Here is a 15,460-nt window from a genome sequence, read left to right on the forward strand (position 1 = left end):
AGCGACGCGCTGATCTCCACCAGGGCCTGCTCGAACTGGCCTGCAGCCTCATATGCCTCCGCCGCCTGCGAACCTCATTCTGAAACGATCAGTTAATGCTGACTTGGATGACGCTACGTCAGGTTCTGCGACGGATCGCCGGCGTGCTGATCGGAGTCCTACAGAGGCAGTATCGACCTTGCGGCTGCGAAGGTCACGTGGGCGGCACCCCGAGCGGGCCGGAGAGCACGACCGGCCCCGGACGGCAAGATCAGGAGACCCGTGGCTTCGACATGGGCCTGATCCTTTGCCGACCGTTGGCGGCCTGTCGATGTTGCTGGACTGCTCCTGGCAGCCCCTCCCAAGAGGCAACCGAATGAAAACGGCTAACCCGCCCGGTAACGTCCCTGCTCAGCAAGGTCGACCCCGTGCCCGCGGGCATGCTCCGGTGTATCAGTGCCGGCGCACGCTCGCCGCCCGACCGGGCTGACGGACGATCTGTGCCGTGGACAGCCGCCCATGACCAGCACGAGCACCCCGGAAGACCGTCACACCAGCCCTTTGACCTTTGACTTCAAGTCGGCGGAGGCTCAGTCGCCGACGTGGATGCCGGGGCGGCGGTCGGGGTCGGGTTCGTGGCTGCGGATGATTTCGCGGGTGACGGGTGCGGTGTCGCCGCGGCCCAGGAGGAAGTAGCGGAACATGTGCACCAGGGGGCTGCCTTCGGCCCAGGCGAAGTAGCAGTGCGGCCGCACACCGGTCGCGTCGCGCAGGGCCAGCAGGACGGCGGCGATGGCGTTGGGCGCGGCCGGGGCCTGGGCGCGCAGGATGCGGTGGCTGTCGACTTCGACACCGTGGACGGTGAGGGTGTCGCTGAAGTCGGAGGGGTCGACGACGTCGATCTCCAGGAAGAGGACGTCGGCCGGGCCGGGGACCGGGTTGGTGCCGCGCTGTTCGCGTTCCTTGGCGCTGTACTCGGCGGCATCGCCGGCCTCGCGGCGGTTGGCGATGATGTTGATGGACCGGTCGTGGGCGAGGGTGTCGGTGATGAACCGGCGGGCGGCTTCGTCGAAGACGATGCGGTCGGCGCGCAGTTCGGTGGTGCGTGAGATCCGGGAGACCAGCGACACGGTGACGATGCCGAGGATGAAGAAACCGGAGATGGCGATGCCGTCGGGCTTGTCGACGATGTTGGCGATCAGGGCGTAGAGCAGGACCGCGGTGAGCAGCGCGAAGCCGGCGGTGGCCGCGCGCCGTCGATGGCGGGCGACGAAGACGGTGACGGCGAAGGCGCCGGAGACCATCATCGCCAGGATGCCGGTGGCGTAGGCGCCGGCCTGTTTGTCGACGTCGGCGTCGAAGGCGATGGTGATGGTGATGCACAGGGCGGTGTAGACGAGGACGACCGGGCGCACTGCGCGGCCCCATTCGGGGGCCATGCCGTAGTCGGGCAGGTAGCGGGGGACGATGTTGATGAGCCCTGCCATGGCGGAGGCGCCGGCGAACCACAGGATGAGGATGGTGCTGATGTCGTAGACGGTGCCGAATGCCTCACCGACATGCTCGTGCGCGAGCCAGGCCAGGGCACGGCCGTTGGCGGCGCCTCCGGGCTCGAACTGGTCCTCGGGGATGAGGACGGTGGTGACGAAGCTGGCGGCCAGCAGGTAGACGCTCATGATGAGCGCTGCGGTGGTGAGCAGCTTGCGGGTGTTGCGGATGCGAGCCTTGAGCCGCTGTTCCTCGTCGGCGCCGTCGGCCGCCACCAGCGGCATCATGCTCACACCGGTTTCGAAGCCGGACAGGCCCAGCACCAGCAGAGGGAAGGCCAGCAGGGCGGGGCCCGCGAGATCGCCGAAGCCGCCGAGGTCGGTCAGTGACCCGGTCCAAGCCGACCAGGCGTCGGGGTCGGTGAGCACGTGGGCCACGCCGACGCCGATGACGACGGCGTTGAGGGCGAGGAAGACAGCCACCAGGGGGATGGCCACCTTGACCGCTTCGCTGAAGCCCAGCAGGAACACGCCGCCGAGGATCAGCAGCAGCGTCACCGTCAGGGCTACCTCGTGGCCGTGCAGGGCGGCGGGGAAGAAGGGGTTCTCCACCACGTGCACGGAGGCGTCCGCCGTGGACAGGGTGATGGTGATGATCCACGAGGTGGCCACGAAGCCGAGCAGGACCAGCACGAACAGCTTGCCCCACCAAAACGGCAGCAGGTCCTCCAGCATCGCCACCGACCCCGCACCGTGCGGGCTCTGCCTGGCCACCCGCCGGTACATCGGCAGCATCCCCAGCAACGTCAAGGCCACGATCAGCAACGTCGCCAGAGGCGACACAGCACCCGCCGCAAGAGCCGCAATCGCCGGAACGTAGGCCAGGCTGGAGAAGTAGTCGACACCGGTCAGGCACATCACCTTCCACCAAGCATGCGGCTCGGCATGACTCTCACCGGCCGCCGGCCCCACCGGCTGCACGCGGTGACGCAACAGCCACCGCGCCGCCGCACCGGTCGGCTGCGCCCGCAGCGCGGGACTGTCCACCGTCTCCGGCAACACCGGCCCACTCGCCTCGCTCATATCTCCATGCTCTCTTCAGCCTGTCTGTCGGATCGATCGCCGTACGCCACCGCCTACCCGCTGGCGCGACGATCCCTGAGTATGCGCTCTGCCGATCCGCTGCCCGGCACCGAGGCGCCGGTAGCGGACGAGATGCCGGTGAGCTGTCAGAGGTGACTGATGGGGCCCGGGGTGCCGCTGCCCGGACTGACCTGTGAGCGGCGCTCGCTGAGCCGTCCCATCGCCCCGTACGTCCGTGACGCAGGCGCCACCGGGACCGGCGCGCGGGTCACCGTGCTGTCGGAGTCGGAGTGGCTGCTGCAGAACCAGCGGGGCGCGGTCGTCGCGCACGCCGTGCGGCGGGAGACGGACGCGGTGATCTGCCGTCTCCGTTTCCGGCTGCAGTGGAGGCCGGAACCCCTGCCTCCACGGCGAGTCCGCTCACCGTTTCGGACCGGATGCCGTCAGGGTTCCGTCAAAGCCGTGGGCCCCGCCGTAAGGGAGGCGTCAACGACCGGCCTGATCCGGACACAGATGCGCTTTCCTCTGATCGTCCGTATCAACCGAACCTCACTCCAGGAGTTCGCGATGGCCGATCTGGCCTTCGTCGTCGTCACGATCGCGGGTTTCGCACTCGTGGTCCTCATCGCCAAGGGGGTGACGAAGCTGTGACCGCCGAGAACATCGTCGGCCTCGTCGTGGCCGTCTCCCTGCTGGGCTACCTCGTCCTCGCCCTGATCTTCCCGGAGAGGTTCTGAGACAAGAGATGGGTCCCGTACTCGCCGGCGTACTTCAGTTGCTCGCTCTGACAGCCGCGCTGGCACTCGCTCACAAGCCCCTCGGCACCTACATGGCCAAGGTGTACTCCTCGAAGCAGCACCTGCGCGTCGAGAAGTGGATCTACAAGGGCATCGGTGCCGACCCCGACACCGAGATGCGCTGGCCCGCCTACCTGCGCGGCGTCCTCGCCTTCTCCGTGGTCGGCGTCCTGTTCCTCTACGCCCTCCAGCGGCTCCAGGCGGTCCTGCCCGGCTCGCTCGGCTTTGCCTCGATCGACCCGGACCAGGCGTTCAACACGGCCGTGTCGTTCGTGACGAACACGAACTGGCAGTCGTACTACGGCGAGCAGGCGATGGGCCACGTCGTGCAGACGGCCGGTCTGGCCGTGCAGAACTTCGTCTCCGCTGCCGTCGGCACAGCCGTCGCCGTGGCGCTCGTGCGCGGGTTCGCCCGCTCGCGCACCGGTGAGCTGGGCAACTTCTGGGCCGACCTGGTACGCGGCGTCGTCCGCGTCCTGGTCCCCCTGGCCCTCGTGGGCGCGGTCGTGCTCGTGGCGTGCGGCGCGATCCAGAACTTCTCCGGCATCCACGAGGTCGGCCGGTTCACGGGCGGCCCGCAGCAGTGGAACGGCGGCGCGGTCGCCTCCCAGGAGGCCATCAAGGAGCTCGGCACCAACGGTGGCGGCTACTTCAACGCCAACAGCGCCCACCCCTTCGAGAACCCCACACCCTTCTCCAACCTCTTCGAGATCTTCCTGATCCTGCTGATCCCGTTCTCGATCACCCGGACCTTCGGCCTGATGGTCGGCTCGGTCAAGCAGGGCTACGCGATTCTCGCCACCATGGCCACCATCTGGCTCGGCTTCGTCGCGCTCATGATGTGGACCGAGTTCGCCCACCACGGCCCCGCCTTCCAGGCAGCCGGCGGGGCGATGGAGGGCAAGGAGGTCCGCTTCGGCATCGGCGGCTCGTCGATCTTCGCCGTCTCGACCACCCTCACCTCGACCGGCGCGGTGGACTCCTTCCACTCCTCCTTCACCGGCCTCGGCGGCGGCATCACCATGCTCGGCATGATGCTGGGCGAGATCGCGCCCGGCGGTGTCGGCTCCGGCCTCTACGGCATACTGATCATGGCGGTCATCGCGGTGTTCATCGCCGGACTGATGGTCGGCCGCACCCCCGAGTACCTGGGCAAGAAGATCGGCACCCGCGAGATCAAACTGGCTGCCCTGTACATCCTGATCACCCCGATGCTCGTGCTCGTCTTCACCGCGTTCGCGATGGCGCTGCCGACGCCGGCGAACTCGATGACCAACAGCGGGGCCCACGGGTTCTCCGAGATCCTGTACGCCTACACGTCCGGCGCCAACAACAACGGCTCGGCGTTCGCCGGCCTCAACGCGGACACGCAGTGGTTCAACACCACGATCGGCCTGGCGATGCTCCTCGGCCGCTTCCTGCCGATGGTGTTCGTGCTGGCGCTGGCCGGCTCGCTCGCCGAGCAGAAGCCGGTCCCGGCGACGGCGGGCACCCTGCGCACGGACAAGCCGCTGTACACCGGGCTGCTGGTCGGCACGATCATCATCATCACCGGTCTGACGTACTTCCCCGCCCTCGCGCTGGGCCCGCTGGCCGAAGGGCTGGCGTGATGACCACCGACGTAAAGAAACAGGACTCCATGTCCACTCCCACCCTCGCGCCCCACCAGGACGCCCCCACCGGACACAAGCCCGCCGAGGGTCGTGTGGGCGCCGGCCTCTTCGACCCCAAGCAGCTTCTCAAGTCGCTGCCGGACGCCTTCCGCAAGCTCGACCCGCGGGTGATGGTCAAGTCCCCCGTGATGTTCGTGGTGTGGATCGGCTCCTCGCTGACCACGGTCTTCTCCTTCACCGACCCGGGTGACTGGTTCGGCTGGACCGTCAGCGCCTGGCTGTGGCTGACGGTGATCTTCGCCAACCTCGCGGAGGCCGTCGCCGAGGGCCGCGGCAAGGCCCAGGCCGACACCCTGCGCAAGGCCAAGACCGACACGGTGGCGCGCCGTCTGGTGGGCGACCGCGAGGAGCACGTGCCCGGCACCGAGCTGAGGATCGGCGACCTGGTCGTCTGCGAGGCAGGCGACATCATCCCCGGTGACGGAGACGTCATCGAGGGCGTCGCCTCGGTCGACGAGTCGGCGATCACCGGTGAGTCGGCCCCCGTGATCCGCGAGTCGGGCGGCGACCGCTCGGCGGTCACCGGTGGTACGAAGGTCCTCTCCGACCGGATCGTCGTCAAGATCACGACCAAGCCCGGCGAGACCTTCATCGACCGGATGATCAACCTGGTGGAGGGCGCGGCCCGGCAGAAGACACCGAACGAGATCGCGCTCAACATCCTCCTGGCCTCGCTCACCATCGTCTTCCTGCTGGCCTGCGCCACGCTTCCCCCGCTGGCGGACTACGCGGGCACCCACCTGACGATGGTCGTGCTCGTCGCTCTGCTGGTCTGCCTGATCCCGACCACGATCGGCGCCCTGCTCTCGGCGATCGGCATCGCCGGCATGGACCGGCTCGTGCAGCGCAACGTGCTCGCCATGTCGGGCCGCGCGGTCGAGGCCGCCGGTGACGTCTCCACCTTGCTGCTGGACAAGACCGGCACCATCACCCTGGGCAACCGGCAAGCCGCCGAGTTCGTGCCGGTACGCGGCACGACCGAGGCACAGGTCGCCGACGCGGCGCAGCTGTCGTCGCTGGCCGACGAGACGCCCGAAGGGCGCTCCATCGTGGTCCTCGCCAAGGAGAAGTACGGGCTGAGGGAGCGCCACCAGGGCGAGCTGGCGGGTGCCGAGTGGATCGCCTTCACCGCTCAGACCCGGATGTCGGGTGTGGACGTCGGCGGGCGCAGGATCCGCAAGGGCGCGGCCGGTTCGGTCACCGCCTGGGTCCGGGAGCAGGGCGGCACCGTCGCCGACGACGCGGACCTGATCGCCGACCGCATCGCCGAGGCCGGCGGCACGCCCCTGCTCGTCGCGGTCGAGGACGCCCGAGGGGCCCGCGTCCTGGGTGTCATCCACCTCAAGGACGTCGTCAAGGACGGCATGCGCGAGCGGTTCGAGGAACTGCGCCGCATGGGCATCAGGACCGTCATGATCACGGGCGACAACCCGCTCACCGCCAGGGCGATCGCCGAGGAGGCAGGCGTCGACGACTTCCTCGCGGAGGCCACCCCCGAGGACAAGATGGCTCTCATCAAGCGGGAGCAGGCCGGGGGCAAGCTGGTCGCGATGACCGGTGACGGCACCAACGACGCGCCCGCGCTCGCCCAGGCCGACGTCGGCGTGGCGATGAACACCGGCACGTCGGCCGCCAAGGAGGCCGGCAACATGGTCGACCTCGACTCCAACCCCACCAAGCTCATCGAGATCGTGGAGATCGGCAAGCAGTTGCTGATCACACGTGGCGCGCTGACGACGTTCTCCATCGCCAACGACGTCGCGAAGTACTTCGCGATCATCCCGGCGCTGTTCGCCGCCGTCTATCCCGGCCTGGACAAGCTCGACATCATGGGTCTGTCCTCCCCGGACTCCGCGATCCTGTCCGCAGTGATCTTCAACGCACTCGTCGTCATCGCGCTGGTGCCGCTGTCCCTCAAGGGTGTGCAGTACCGGCCGGTCAGCGCGGACAAGCTGCTGCGGCGCAACCTGACGATCTATGGCCTCGGCGGCCTGGTCGCGCCTTTCGTCGGCATCAAGATCATCGACCTGCTCATCTCCCTCATCCCCGGAATCGGCTGACTGCCATGAACAACTCTTTGACCAGCACCGCCCGTCTGCTGGGGGCAGGCCTGCGGGCCCTCCTCGTGCTGACCCTGGTGACCGGCGTCCTCTACCCGCTGGTTGTCACCGGTATCGCGCAGGGGCTGTTCAACGGCAAGGCGAACGGCTCCGAGATCAAGGCGGACGGCAGGGTCGTCGGCTCGTCCCTCATCGGACAGGCGTACAACCTGCCGCTGAAGGAGGGCCAGGAGGCCCCGGCTCCGGATCTGAAGTGGTTCCAGGGCCGTCCGCAGAACGGCCTCGGCACCAACAGCGTCAACACCCAGTACAAGCTCATCCTGTCCGGCGCGACCAACCGGTCGGGGGACGACGAAGAGCTCATGCAGTGGGTGAAGGACGCCAAGGCCGCCGTCGTCAAGGACAACTCCACGGGCACCTACAAGGTGAAACCGTCCCAGGTGCCCGCAGACGCGGTCACCTCCTCCGGCTCCGGACTGGACCCGAACATCTCTCCGCAGTACGCGGACATCCAGGTCCACCGGGTCGCCGAGAAGAACGGCCTGTCCACCGCCGAGGTGCAGAAACTCGTCGACGACCACACCGAGGGCCGCACCCTCGGCTTCATGGGCGAGCCGCGCGTGAACGTCCTCGAGCTCAACATCGCCCTCAAGGAACTCGTGGCGAAGAGCTGACGGCATTACGCGACGTCCCCGTCGGCGACGACATGGCCCTGTCCCTGCGCGGCCGAGTGCTGCCGGCCGCCGACCGGCGGGTACTGGCCGCGTTCGCCGCGCAGGCCGCCGTAGTCCTGGACCGTCGGCGACTCAAGACCAGGGCGGATCGGCTTTGCCCGACTGCGTCTTGCCCTGGCGGGGTGCCGTTGCCGAGGGCGGCGGACGGACGGCTGGTGCCGACGGCGGATGTCTCGCCGTGGCTGCGACCGGGCGCCAACACGTCTGCCGGCCGGGCCTTTTGGCATACCCTCGGGCGGGCGAGGGCAAGCATCAGACGGCGCCCGGCTGGCCGTACTCGGTGGTGGCTGCGCCCGAGACCGGCCGCACGTCCTGGACGGCGGCCTTGGACGCGGTCCGTCTGGAGCCTGGCGCCGACGTCGCCGCGGTGACCACCGTGCAGATCCGTGAGGTCATCGAGCGGCTGGTCGCCGTCGGCCAGTTGCGGTCGGGTGACCCGGAGGTCCTGGTCGTACTGGACGCCGGATACGACGCCCCGCGCATCGTCCACCTGCTGGATGACCTTCCCGTCGAGATCCTCGGCCAGCTCCGTTCAGACCGGGTGATGCGGCGTCCGACACCCTCCCGCGAAGAGTTCCACCTGGCCAACCCCAAGGGCGGTCGGCCGCGTCCGCAGAGCGTTCAGGAACCTGCACGCGAAGACCGGCTCTCCGGCTGGTGCACCGAAACCGTCCCGCCCCGGCCCGGGCAGGCCGCCAGGCTCGAAGAACCAGCTACCGGCCACCCGTCACGACGTCGGGCGGGTCCTCGCCGCCGGCGAGGCGTTCAGCCGTCCCGCCCACCACAAAGTCGGCACCAAACCCCGCCGCGGCACCTGAAGCTCCGTCCACCTGCACCCTCAGGAAGCCGACGAGGTTGGATGGCTCCATGGTGAGACGAAAGCGGGAGAAGAGGAGGCGACCACCATTCGGCATGCCGAGGGGCATCGTCCTGCTCGCGACGCCGGAAGGCCGGCGTCACAGTGTCCTCACCTCGGAAGGGGTGATGCTCTGCGGGCACCCCGCCGACGTTCCGGTCAACGCCGACCCAGCCGAGCCACGGGCCGCCGCGGCAACCATGGTGGTGGGACTCGCACACGACTTCCACGAAATACGCGTCGACGTGACCTGGGACCCGCCCAGGGAACCCGGGTCCTGCACTGCCCAGGTCACCGTTGCCCCGACCCCGCCGAACGCCCCTGGTTAAACGGCAAGGTTGGAGCATGTTCGCGGTGTGGTCGGGCAATGCCGTTCAGCAGGCTGTCCGCCGCAGCGGCGAGAGCTTCGCGGTCGACGACCGCCAAGGCGGGGAGAGCAGCCGTCCAGGAAGCGCTGACCAGCAGGTCGGCGGTCGCCGAGCAGATCAGCGAACACCGACACAAGGAGTAGGCACATGGCCACCGACGAGCGCAGCGCGTTCACCGAGGAGATCGCTGGCCTTGCCAGGAAGTACAAGGACACCGTCCAGGCCCAGGCCACTACCACGAACGCCTACACCGTTCGATTGGCCCTGTCTCACTTTCGGTGGTGACGGAGCGTCGTGACGCGTCGTTGGCCAAGGAGTTAGCGGGCCGGGCGGGGGCGCGTTTGCCGGCGATACCCGCGGCGGGCGTCTCGCGTCACACGGCTCCGCGTACCCCGTTGCGCATCCCGCCGCCCGCAGGGCGGACGCCCCGCATGATCGGCGTCGACGACTTCGCTCTGCGCCGGCGGCACCACTACGCCACCGTGATCATCGATGCCGAGACGCATGAGCGGATCGACGTGCTGCCCGACCGCACGGCCGACACCCTGGAGGCGTGGCTGCGCGAGCATCCGGGCATCGAGGTCGTGGGCCGCGACGGCTCCGTGGCCCACGCCGAGGCCATGCGTCGCGCCCTGCCCCGTGCGACGCAGGTCGGTGATCGGTGGCATCCGTGGAAGAACCTGTGTGAAGCCGCCCTCGGCGAGAGCACCGAAAGTGAGACAGGGCCGAACGTTTTTTACAGTCCCGCCCGCTGAAGACCTCTCGGCCCGTTGCCTTCTTTCGTGACGTCGCAAGGGAACCGCCGGCCTTCACATCCGCCGTGAACCCGCCCTGTTGCTCCTGCCCCGGGGGGGGGGCAGTACCGGGCCCGCAGGCCTCGAGGGACCGCGGCCGTCGGCCGCAGCCATCTGACCTGCCGGCCCGCGCCGGGCACGGGACGGCCGTAGTCGCCTTCCGGATGCATCAGCACCAGGTTGCGCAACCGCCACCTTGACCACCGAAACCGCCTCTGGCTCCGCACCGCCGACCTGCACCTGTTCGTTTCCCAGACCACAGGCTGCGGCGCGGAACCGGTCAGCCATGTCTGGAACAACGACGTGCTCAGCACGCCCACCGGCCGGCTCCGGGAGGATCGCCTGCTCCACGAAGCCAAGGCCACCGGCGGCGACCCCCGCCGCATTTGCGACCTGTTCGGACCGGCCGTCGGCGCCGCCCTGCGCCACACCGGCACTGTTGCTGCACCGCACAAGTCCCGTCGATGGCTATCGGGCGGTGAGCTGTTTGTTGATGGCGTCGATGTCGAGGCGGTCATGTGTGGTGCGGGTGTCACACTGTTGCCGGCATGATGAGCGACGCGGGGTTGCCGAGGCCGGGGTGTTCCCGGTGTGTGTATCGGCAGGGTCGTTGCCCACCTGACCCAGCCGCCCGCCGGCCTCACTGCTGACCTGGCCCGGCCGGTGGAGGGTCAGTGACCGGCGCCGGCCTTGACCGCTTTCGTGGCGAAGTAGCCGGGGAGCCAGTCGGCGGTGGCGTCCGAGTGGTGTGGCGCCTCGGTGAAGCCGGTGATGGCGAAGCCCGCCGCGATCTGCCCGCCGAGCTGCTCGGTGAGCGTGTGGCTGTACTCCACCGGCGCGTCGAGGCCCCACAGCCGTTCCCGCTCGGCGGGCTCCAGGTGAGTGAGGTCGCTGTAGGGCAGGCGGTGGCGCACCACCAGCTCGCCGCGCGCCTCCAAGGACTCCGCGTCGAAGAGGTAGACGTCCGGGTTGAGGAAGCCGGACAGCAGCGTCCCGCCGGGGCGCAGCACGCGATGGCACTCGCGCCAGACCGGAGCCAGCTCCGGGATGAACAGGTTGGAGACCGGGTGGACGACGAGGTCGAACGAGGCGTCAGGGAAAGGGCTCAGGTCGCGCGCGTCGCCGAGCACGGTGCGTAGATCGAGCCCCTCCCGCGCCGCGACCATCTCGTCCTGCGCCAGCTGGCGGGGCGAGTTGTCGAAGACGGTCACCCGCGCGCCCGCCGCGGCCAGCACCGGACCCTGCTGCCCGCCGCCGGAGGCGAGGCAGAGCACGTCGCGACCGGTGATCTCCGGCGGGAACCAGGTCGGGTCGACCGGCTCGTACCCGATCAGGACGATGGACCACTGGCCAGCCCGCGCCTTCGCGATCACCTCGGGGCCGACCGGGCGTGACCACTCGTTGCCCTCCTCCACCTCACGGTCCCAGGCGAGGCGGTTGTGCGCGACGGGGTCGACGGGAATCTGGCTCATACGCCGTACCCTAGTGGCCGCACGAGGGGACCGCTGAGGGTGATCGGCTTTTGGCGGCCCGCCGAAACCGTCGGCCCCGGAACGGTGCGGATCTCGCTCCGCCCGGCCGCTCGGCGGCAGGCAGTGGTCGGGCTCTGCGGCGAGTGTTCGCGCTCCCGGCGAGGCAGCGGGACCGGCCGACATCGTCCTGTGCGTCCGAAGCTCGCCCGCTGTTGCCGCAGGACGGCGATCCGACGGTCGTTGCCAAGCGTTCCGCCAGGACGTTCGGCGACTCGACGAGGACCGGGCGCACGAGCAGGGTGGTCCGACGACGTGAGGGGGAATCAGCACACCGTTCACATGCCGTGCGGTTTTCACCGTGTTCTCGACACCGTGATGCGCGATCCCCGTGGCAGCGGTCCAGAACACGATCCGGCACCCGGTGACGGAGCCGAGCGGGTGCGGTGCTCCGCACGCCGTCCGATCCCCGTGGCCGGCGTCCGGAGCGTCCGGAGCGTCCGGAGTGTCCGGTCAGGACTGCTGGGCGCGGTAGAGGCCACGGCCGGCCCGGCGGATGCGGGAGCTGCCGACGAGGCGGTCGAGAGTGCTCCGGACCGCGTTGATGCTTCCACTGTCGCCGTCGCGGCCCAGCGCCGCCGCGACATCCCGAGCGCGCACGTCGGCGTCGCCGACGCCCGCGAAGTACTCCAGGATCTGCTCGGTGAGCCGACCGTAGTTCCGCTGCTCCTCCCCGGCGCGGGGCGCGCTGGAGGCACGCCGCGCCGCCTCCCGTCGGCGCTTCGGCTGCTGCGCACGTGACTCCGTCCGGGACCCGGCCTCCTCGGAGGGGGCGTCGGTCCGCGCCGTCGCGGCCTCGGTGGTCCGGGGGCGTTCGGTGTCCGGGGCGACGGCGACAGCGGCGCCGGGGTCCGTGGTGGCGGCCGGGGCGCGCATCAGGACGTCGAGGGCACTGAGGGCCCGCTGGACGGAACCGAGGTGGGCCACGACCGCGGCCAGTTCCCGTTCGAGTGCCTGCTTCTGGATCTCCAGGCGGGCCAGGTCCTCCTGGAGGCTCTCTGCGGTGACCTTCACATCGTGCGCCGCGCGAGTTCCCGAGACCATGTGTTCCTCTCATCCCAGTCGTACCCGGACGTCATAGGCGGGAACGCACCCCGTACGAGGACCGACCAGTTGTTGCCACTGTCTCACAGGGAGTGCAATCGGATGTCGAACGGAGTTCCGTCGGGCGGAGGGTGATCCTCCGTGTACGACCCGGTGTCGCACCCCCGGACAGCGCCCGGTCTCACAGGTCAGACACTTCGTCACCGAGGAGGTTCAGGTGTGGACTGGCGTGAAACGGCGAGTTGCCGATATGAGGATCCCGACCTCTTCTTCCCCATAGGCAACAGCAACAGCGGTCCGTCACTGATGCAGACCGACGAGGCGAAGGCCGTGTGCCGACGGTGCCCCGTCATGGAGAAGTGGCTGAGCCGGGCGATCGGGGCCGACCCCGTCGAGGGGATCTGGGGCGGCAGCACGGAGAGCGAGCGCCGGGCGATGAGGCGTCGGCCGACACGCCTGACCGGGACGACCGTGGGGGCCACCGCGTGACCGTTTTCGGCGTGCCGTTGTCGTGGTGCCGGGGACGGCACGACGACAACGTTGTGTCACATTTTCACACGGTGTCCGGTCGTATGGGGGTCGGGAGTTCACAAGCCTTGCCTTGGGGGTGCCGCCGTGAACGAATCGGGTGAAAAGATCGCCGAGCGGGCGAAGGGGCGGCTGGGCCACCGCGGCCGGGCCCGGGGCGCGCCGAGGAAGGCCTTCCCGGATCACTGGTCGTTCCTGCCGGGGGAGATCTGCCTCTGCAGTTTCGTCGTCCTGGTCGTCACGGGTGTGTACCTGACCTGCTACTTCCACCCGTCGTCGGAGCAGGTGATCTACGAGGGCGGCTACGCGCCGCTGCGGGGGCAGCCGGTCTCGGAAGCGTTCGACTCCACCATGCGCATCTCCTGCGACGTGCGTGGCGGCCTCCTCATCCGGCAAGCCCACCACCGGGCGGCGCTGATGTTCGTCGCCGCCGTGTTCGTGCACATGATGCGGGTCTTCTTCACCGGCGTGTTCTGCAAGCCGCGCGAGCTCAACTGGGTCCTCGGGTTCTCCCTGCTGATCCTGGCCATGTTCGGGGGGCTCACCGGGATACGACCTGCCGGACGACCTTCTGTCCGGCACCGGGCTGGCCGTCGTGAACGGAACGATTCTCTCCGTACCGGTCGTCGGCATCTACCTGTCGATGTTCCTCTTCGGTGGAGAGTTCCCCGGAAACGATCTGGTGGCCCGCTTCGACACCCTCCACGTCCTGCTGATCCCCGCCCTCATGACGGGCCGGCGGTCCGGTTCCTCTCCGGGCGGGCAGCGCGGCCGCTGCCCGCCCGTGCGCCGGTGGCTACTTGCTGAGCCAGAGGTCGGGGCCGAAGACCTCGTAGTGGATGTTGGCGGGGTGCAGGCCCTTGTCGAGGAGGTCGCCCCGGACGGCCCGCATGAAGGGCAGGGGACCGCAGAGGTAGGCGGTGGCGTCCTCGGACAGGGGGAGGTCGGTGAGGTCGGCGCGGCCGTCGCGGGCGTGAGGAACGGCCGGCTCTCCGGCCCCGGTCTCGTACCACAGGTGCAGCGAGGCGCCGGGGATGCGGGAGGTGAGTTCGCCGTGCTCGGCGCGGTGGGCGTGGTGGGCGGGCGAGCGGTCGGCGTGGACGACGGTGACCCGGCGGGAGGAGGAGGCACGGGCCAGGTGGTCGAGCATCGAGATCATGGGGGTGATGCCGATGCCGGCGGAGGCGAGCACGATCGGACCGTCGCCGTCGGGCAGGACCAGGTCGCCGAAGGGGAGGGAGACCCTCAGGACGTCACCGACCCGGGCGTGGGCGTGGAGCCAGGTGGAGACCTCGCCGTCGGGGGCCGAACCGTCGACCGCGCGCTCCCGCTTGACGGTGATGCGCCAGGTCTTGCGGTCGGGAGCGGTGGAGAGGCTGTACTGGCGTATCTGCCGGGCGCCGTCGGGGAGTTCCACCTGGACGCTGACGTACTGCCCGGGCAGGAAGGGCCTGGTGGGCAGGCCGTCCGGGCGGCGCAGGACGAAGGATGCGGAGTCCGCGGACTCCTCGGTGCGTTCGGCTATCTCCATCTCGCGCCAGACGTCGCCGTTGTCGACCTGCGCCTCGGCGTACAGGCGCGCCTCCATCGCGATGAGGGCGTTCGCCATCAGCCAGTAGACCTCGTCCCAGGCGCTGGCCACCTCGGGGGTGACGGCGTCGCCGAGCACCTCGGCGACGGCGCCGAGGAGGTGACGGCCGACGAGCGTGTACTGGTCGGAGGTGATGCCCAGCGACGCGTGCTTGTGGGCGATGCGGCCGAGGATCGCGTCCGGGCGCTCACCGGGGCGCTCCACCAGGACGGTGGCGAAGGCCGCGACCGCGCCGGCGAGGGCCTCGCGCTGGGCGCCGTTGGCCTGGTTGGCGCGGTTGAACAGGGTCCGCAGCAGTTCCGGACGCTCCTCGAACATACGGCGGTAGAACAACTCGGTGATCGTGGTCAGATGGGCGCCCACGGCCGGGAGGGTGGCCCGGACGATCGGGGTCGACTGCGCGGAGAGCATGAGAAGCTCCTATCTCACATCTTAGATACCAATTAAAGGGGGGAGTCGACTGCGGTCGACAGTGTGAAACACGGCCGGGCCGTGTGCCACGGTTTCAGTCGCGCGGACCGCCGAGGGGCAGGAGGGCGGGCCCGGTGGGGAAGGTGGCGAGGTCGTTCACGGCGAGTTGGTTCAGTGAGGTGCGGAAGGCCTCCTGCGCCTCGCGCAACGCCCGCCGCGGCCGGCATGCCCCGGCCGGCGGGCAGGGGCGTCGCCCTCGCAGGCGACTGCTTCACGGTCTCCCTCCAGGGTCCGGACCAGGTGGCCCACCCCGGTGTGCCGGCCCGTCCCGGTCAGGGTCGGGCCGCCGTTGCGCCCCCGGCGGGCCTCGACCACCCCGAGGTGCTGCAGGTGCGCGATCGCCTTCGCCGTGGGGGGGGGGGGGGCCCCCCCCCCCGCCGCCCCCCCCCCGGGGGGGGGGCGCCCCCCACCCCCCACCCCCGGGGGGGGCCGCCCCCCCCCCCACCCCCCGTGCCGGGAAAAGGGA

At 69.6% G+C, this 15,460-nt stretch carries 14 protein-coding genes and 5 pseudogenes; 13 read left to right on the forward strand and 6 right to left on the reverse strand.

Annotation, left to right across the window (positions count from 1 at the left end):
• Nucleotides 1-569: 569 nt before the first annotated feature.
• Nucleotides 570-2,549 carry an amino acid transporter gene (locus ACIP5W_RS31845; protein WP_401480890.1) on the reverse strand — a complete coding sequence of 660 codons (1,980 nt, stop codon included), beginning with the start codon at nucleotides 2,547-2,549 and terminating at the stop codon, nucleotides 570-572.
• Between the two features lie 165 nt (nucleotides 2,550-2,714).
• Between ACIP5W_RS31845 and ACIP5W_RS31850 the strand changes: the two are divergent.
• From ACIP5W_RS31850 to ACIP5W_RS31880, 7 genes and pseudogenes are all read left to right on the forward strand, one after another.
• Nucleotides 2,715-2,930: pseudogene (locus ACIP5W_RS31850) on the forward strand (amino acid permease); the annotation flags it as partial.
• 132 nt (nucleotides 2,931-3,062) lie between these two features.
• Nucleotides 3,063-3,200 carry a hypothetical protein gene (locus ACIP5W_RS31855; RefSeq protein WP_401481019.1) on the forward strand — a complete coding sequence of 46 codons (138 nt, stop codon included), beginning with the start codon at nucleotides 3,063-3,065 and terminating at the stop codon, nucleotides 3,198-3,200.
• Nucleotides 3,197-3,286 (forward strand): K(+)-transporting ATPase subunit F, encoded by a 90-nt coding sequence (gene kdpF / locus ACIP5W_RS31860; protein ID WP_037722934.1) that lies wholly within the window; start codon nucleotides 3,197-3,199, stop codon nucleotides 3,284-3,286. Before ACIP5W_RS31855 ends, kdpF begins: the two co-directional genes overlap by 4 nt.
• 8 nt (nucleotides 3,287-3,294) lie before the next feature.
• Nucleotides 3,295-4,956, forward strand: a complete 1,662-nt coding sequence (gene kdpA / locus ACIP5W_RS31865) for a potassium-transporting ATPase subunit KdpA (RefSeq protein ID WP_401480892.1) — start codon at nucleotides 3,295-3,297, stop codon at nucleotides 4,954-4,956.
• A complete protein-coding gene (gene kdpB, locus ACIP5W_RS31870; RefSeq protein WP_401480894.1) occupies nucleotides 4,956-7,079 on the forward strand; it encodes a potassium-transporting ATPase subunit KdpB in 2,124 nt (707 codons plus the stop codon). The genes kdpA and kdpB overlap by 1 nt, the downstream gene beginning before the upstream one ends.
• A gap of 5 nt (nucleotides 7,080-7,084) precedes the next feature.
• The gene (locus tag ACIP5W_RS31875) at nucleotides 7,085-7,753 is read left to right on the forward strand and encodes a potassium-transporting ATPase subunit C (protein WP_401480896.1); all 669 of its coding nucleotides are present in this window, start codon (nucleotides 7,085-7,087) and stop codon (nucleotides 7,751-7,753) included.
• 141 nt (nucleotides 7,754-7,894) lie between these two features.
• Nucleotides 7,895-8,420: pseudogene (locus ACIP5W_RS31880) on the forward strand (transposase); the annotation flags it as partial.
• Nucleotides 8,421-8,526: 106 nt separating this feature from the next.
• Here ACIP5W_RS31880 and ACIP5W_RS31885 read toward each other — a convergent pair.
• Nucleotides 8,527-8,682 carry a hypothetical protein gene (locus ACIP5W_RS31885; RefSeq protein ID WP_401480898.1) on the reverse strand — a complete coding sequence of 52 codons (156 nt, stop codon included), beginning with the start codon at nucleotides 8,680-8,682 and terminating at the stop codon, nucleotides 8,527-8,529.
• A gap of 354 nt (nucleotides 8,683-9,036) precedes the next feature.
• Here ACIP5W_RS31885 and ACIP5W_RS31890 point away from each other — a divergent pair, with 354 nt between their 5' ends.
• The 4 genes and pseudogenes from ACIP5W_RS31890 (at nucleotide 9,037) to ACIP5W_RS31905 (ending at nucleotide 10,383) form a co-directional block, all read left to right on the forward strand.
• Nucleotides 9,037-9,180: a hypothetical protein gene (locus tag ACIP5W_RS31890; protein ID WP_401480900.1), complete on the forward strand. Its 144-nt coding sequence runs from the start codon at nucleotides 9,037-9,039 to the stop codon at nucleotides 9,178-9,180.
• A gap of 4 nt (nucleotides 9,181-9,184) precedes the next feature.
• Complete coding sequence (locus tag ACIP5W_RS31895) at nucleotides 9,185-9,322, forward strand: hypothetical protein (protein ID WP_401480902.1); 138 nt, start codon at nucleotides 9,185-9,187, stop codon at nucleotides 9,320-9,322.
• 23 nt (nucleotides 9,323-9,345) lie between these two features.
• A pseudogene (locus ACIP5W_RS31900) lies at nucleotides 9,346-9,741 on the forward strand (transposase); the annotation flags it as partial.
• A gap of 270 nt (nucleotides 9,742-10,011) precedes the next feature.
• Entirely contained in the window at nucleotides 10,012-10,383 is a 372-nt protein-coding gene (locus tag ACIP5W_RS31905; protein ID WP_401480904.1) for a hypothetical protein, read from the forward strand.
• 119 nt (nucleotides 10,384-10,502) lie between these two features.
• Here ACIP5W_RS31905 and ACIP5W_RS31910 read toward each other — a convergent pair whose 3' ends face one another.
• Nucleotides 10,503-11,303, reverse strand: coding sequence for a class I SAM-dependent methyltransferase (locus ACIP5W_RS31910; protein ID WP_401480906.1), 801 nt, complete (start codon nucleotides 11,301-11,303; stop codon nucleotides 10,503-10,505).
• Nucleotides 11,304-11,813: 510 nt separating this feature from the next.
• Entirely contained in the window at nucleotides 11,814-12,404 is a 591-nt protein-coding gene (locus ACIP5W_RS31915; protein WP_401480908.1) for a hypothetical protein, read from the reverse strand.
• A gap of 219 nt (nucleotides 12,405-12,623) precedes the next feature.
• On the opposite strand from ACIP5W_RS31915, the gene ACIP5W_RS31920 reads away from it, so the two are divergent.
• On the forward strand, nucleotides 12,624-12,893 hold the full coding sequence (locus tag ACIP5W_RS31920) for a WhiB family transcriptional regulator (RefSeq protein ID WP_401480910.1): 270 nt from the start codon (nucleotides 12,624-12,626) through the stop codon (nucleotides 12,891-12,893).
• Nucleotides 12,894-13,019: 126 nt separating this feature from the next.
• Nucleotides 13,020-13,668 (forward strand): annotated as a pseudogene (locus ACIP5W_RS31925) (cytochrome bc complex cytochrome b subunit); the annotation flags it as partial.
• 60 nt (nucleotides 13,669-13,728) lie between these two features.
• Here the strand turns inward: ACIP5W_RS31925 and ACIP5W_RS31930 are convergent.
• Entirely contained in the window at nucleotides 13,729-14,934 is a 1,206-nt protein-coding gene (locus ACIP5W_RS31930; protein ID WP_401480912.1) for a globin domain-containing protein, read from the reverse strand.
• A 94-nt stretch (nucleotides 14,935-15,028) separates the two neighbouring features.
• A pseudogene (locus ACIP5W_RS31935) lies at nucleotides 15,029-15,342 on the reverse strand (Rrf2 family transcriptional regulator); the annotation flags it as partial.
• Between the last annotated feature and the right edge of the window lie 118 nt (nucleotides 15,343-15,460).

The organism is Streptomyces sp. NPDC088766 (assembly GCF_044750845.1).
Classification (GTDB): Bacteria; Actinomycetota; Actinomycetes; order Streptomycetales; family Streptomycetaceae; genus Streptomyces.

Coding starts and splice junctions, on each gene's coding strand:
- ACIP5W_RS31845 (WP_401480890.1), bottom strand. CDS start 2,549: ATGAGCGAGGCGAGTGGGCCGGTGTTGCCGGAGACGGTGGACAGTCCC.
- ACIP5W_RS31855 (WP_401481019.1), top strand. CDS start 3,063: ATGCGCTTTCCTCTGATCGTCCGTATCAACCGAACCTCACTCCAGGAG.
- kdpA (WP_401480892.1), top strand. CDS start 3,295: ATGGGTCCCGTACTCGCCGGCGTACTTCAGTTGCTCGCTCTGACAGCC.
- kdpB (WP_401480894.1), top strand. CDS start 4,956: ATGACCACCGACGTAAAGAAACAGGACTCCATGTCCACTCCCACCCTC.
- ACIP5W_RS31875 (WP_401480896.1), top strand. CDS start 7,085: ATGAACAACTCTTTGACCAGCACCGCCCGTCTGCTGGGGGCAGGCCTG.
- ACIP5W_RS31885 (WP_401480898.1), bottom strand. CDS start 8,682: ATGGAGCCATCCAACCTCGTCGGCTTCCTGAGGGTGCAGGTGGACGGA.
- ACIP5W_RS31890 (WP_401480900.1), top strand. CDS start 9,037: ATGCCGTTCAGCAGGCTGTCCGCCGCAGCGGCGAGAGCTTCGCGGTCG.
- ACIP5W_RS31895 (WP_401480902.1), top strand. CDS start 9,185: ATGGCCACCGACGAGCGCAGCGCGTTCACCGAGGAGATCGCTGGCCTT.
- ACIP5W_RS31910 (WP_401480906.1), bottom strand. CDS start 11,303: ATGAGCCAGATTCCCGTCGACCCCGTCGCGCACAACCGCCTCGCCTGG.
- ACIP5W_RS31915 (WP_401480908.1), bottom strand. CDS start 12,404: ATGGTCTCGGGAACTCGCGCGGCGCACGATGTGAAGGTCACCGCAGAG.
- ACIP5W_RS31930 (WP_401480912.1), bottom strand. CDS start 14,934: ATGCTCTCCGCGCAGTCGACCCCGATCGTCCGGGCCACCCTCCCGGCC.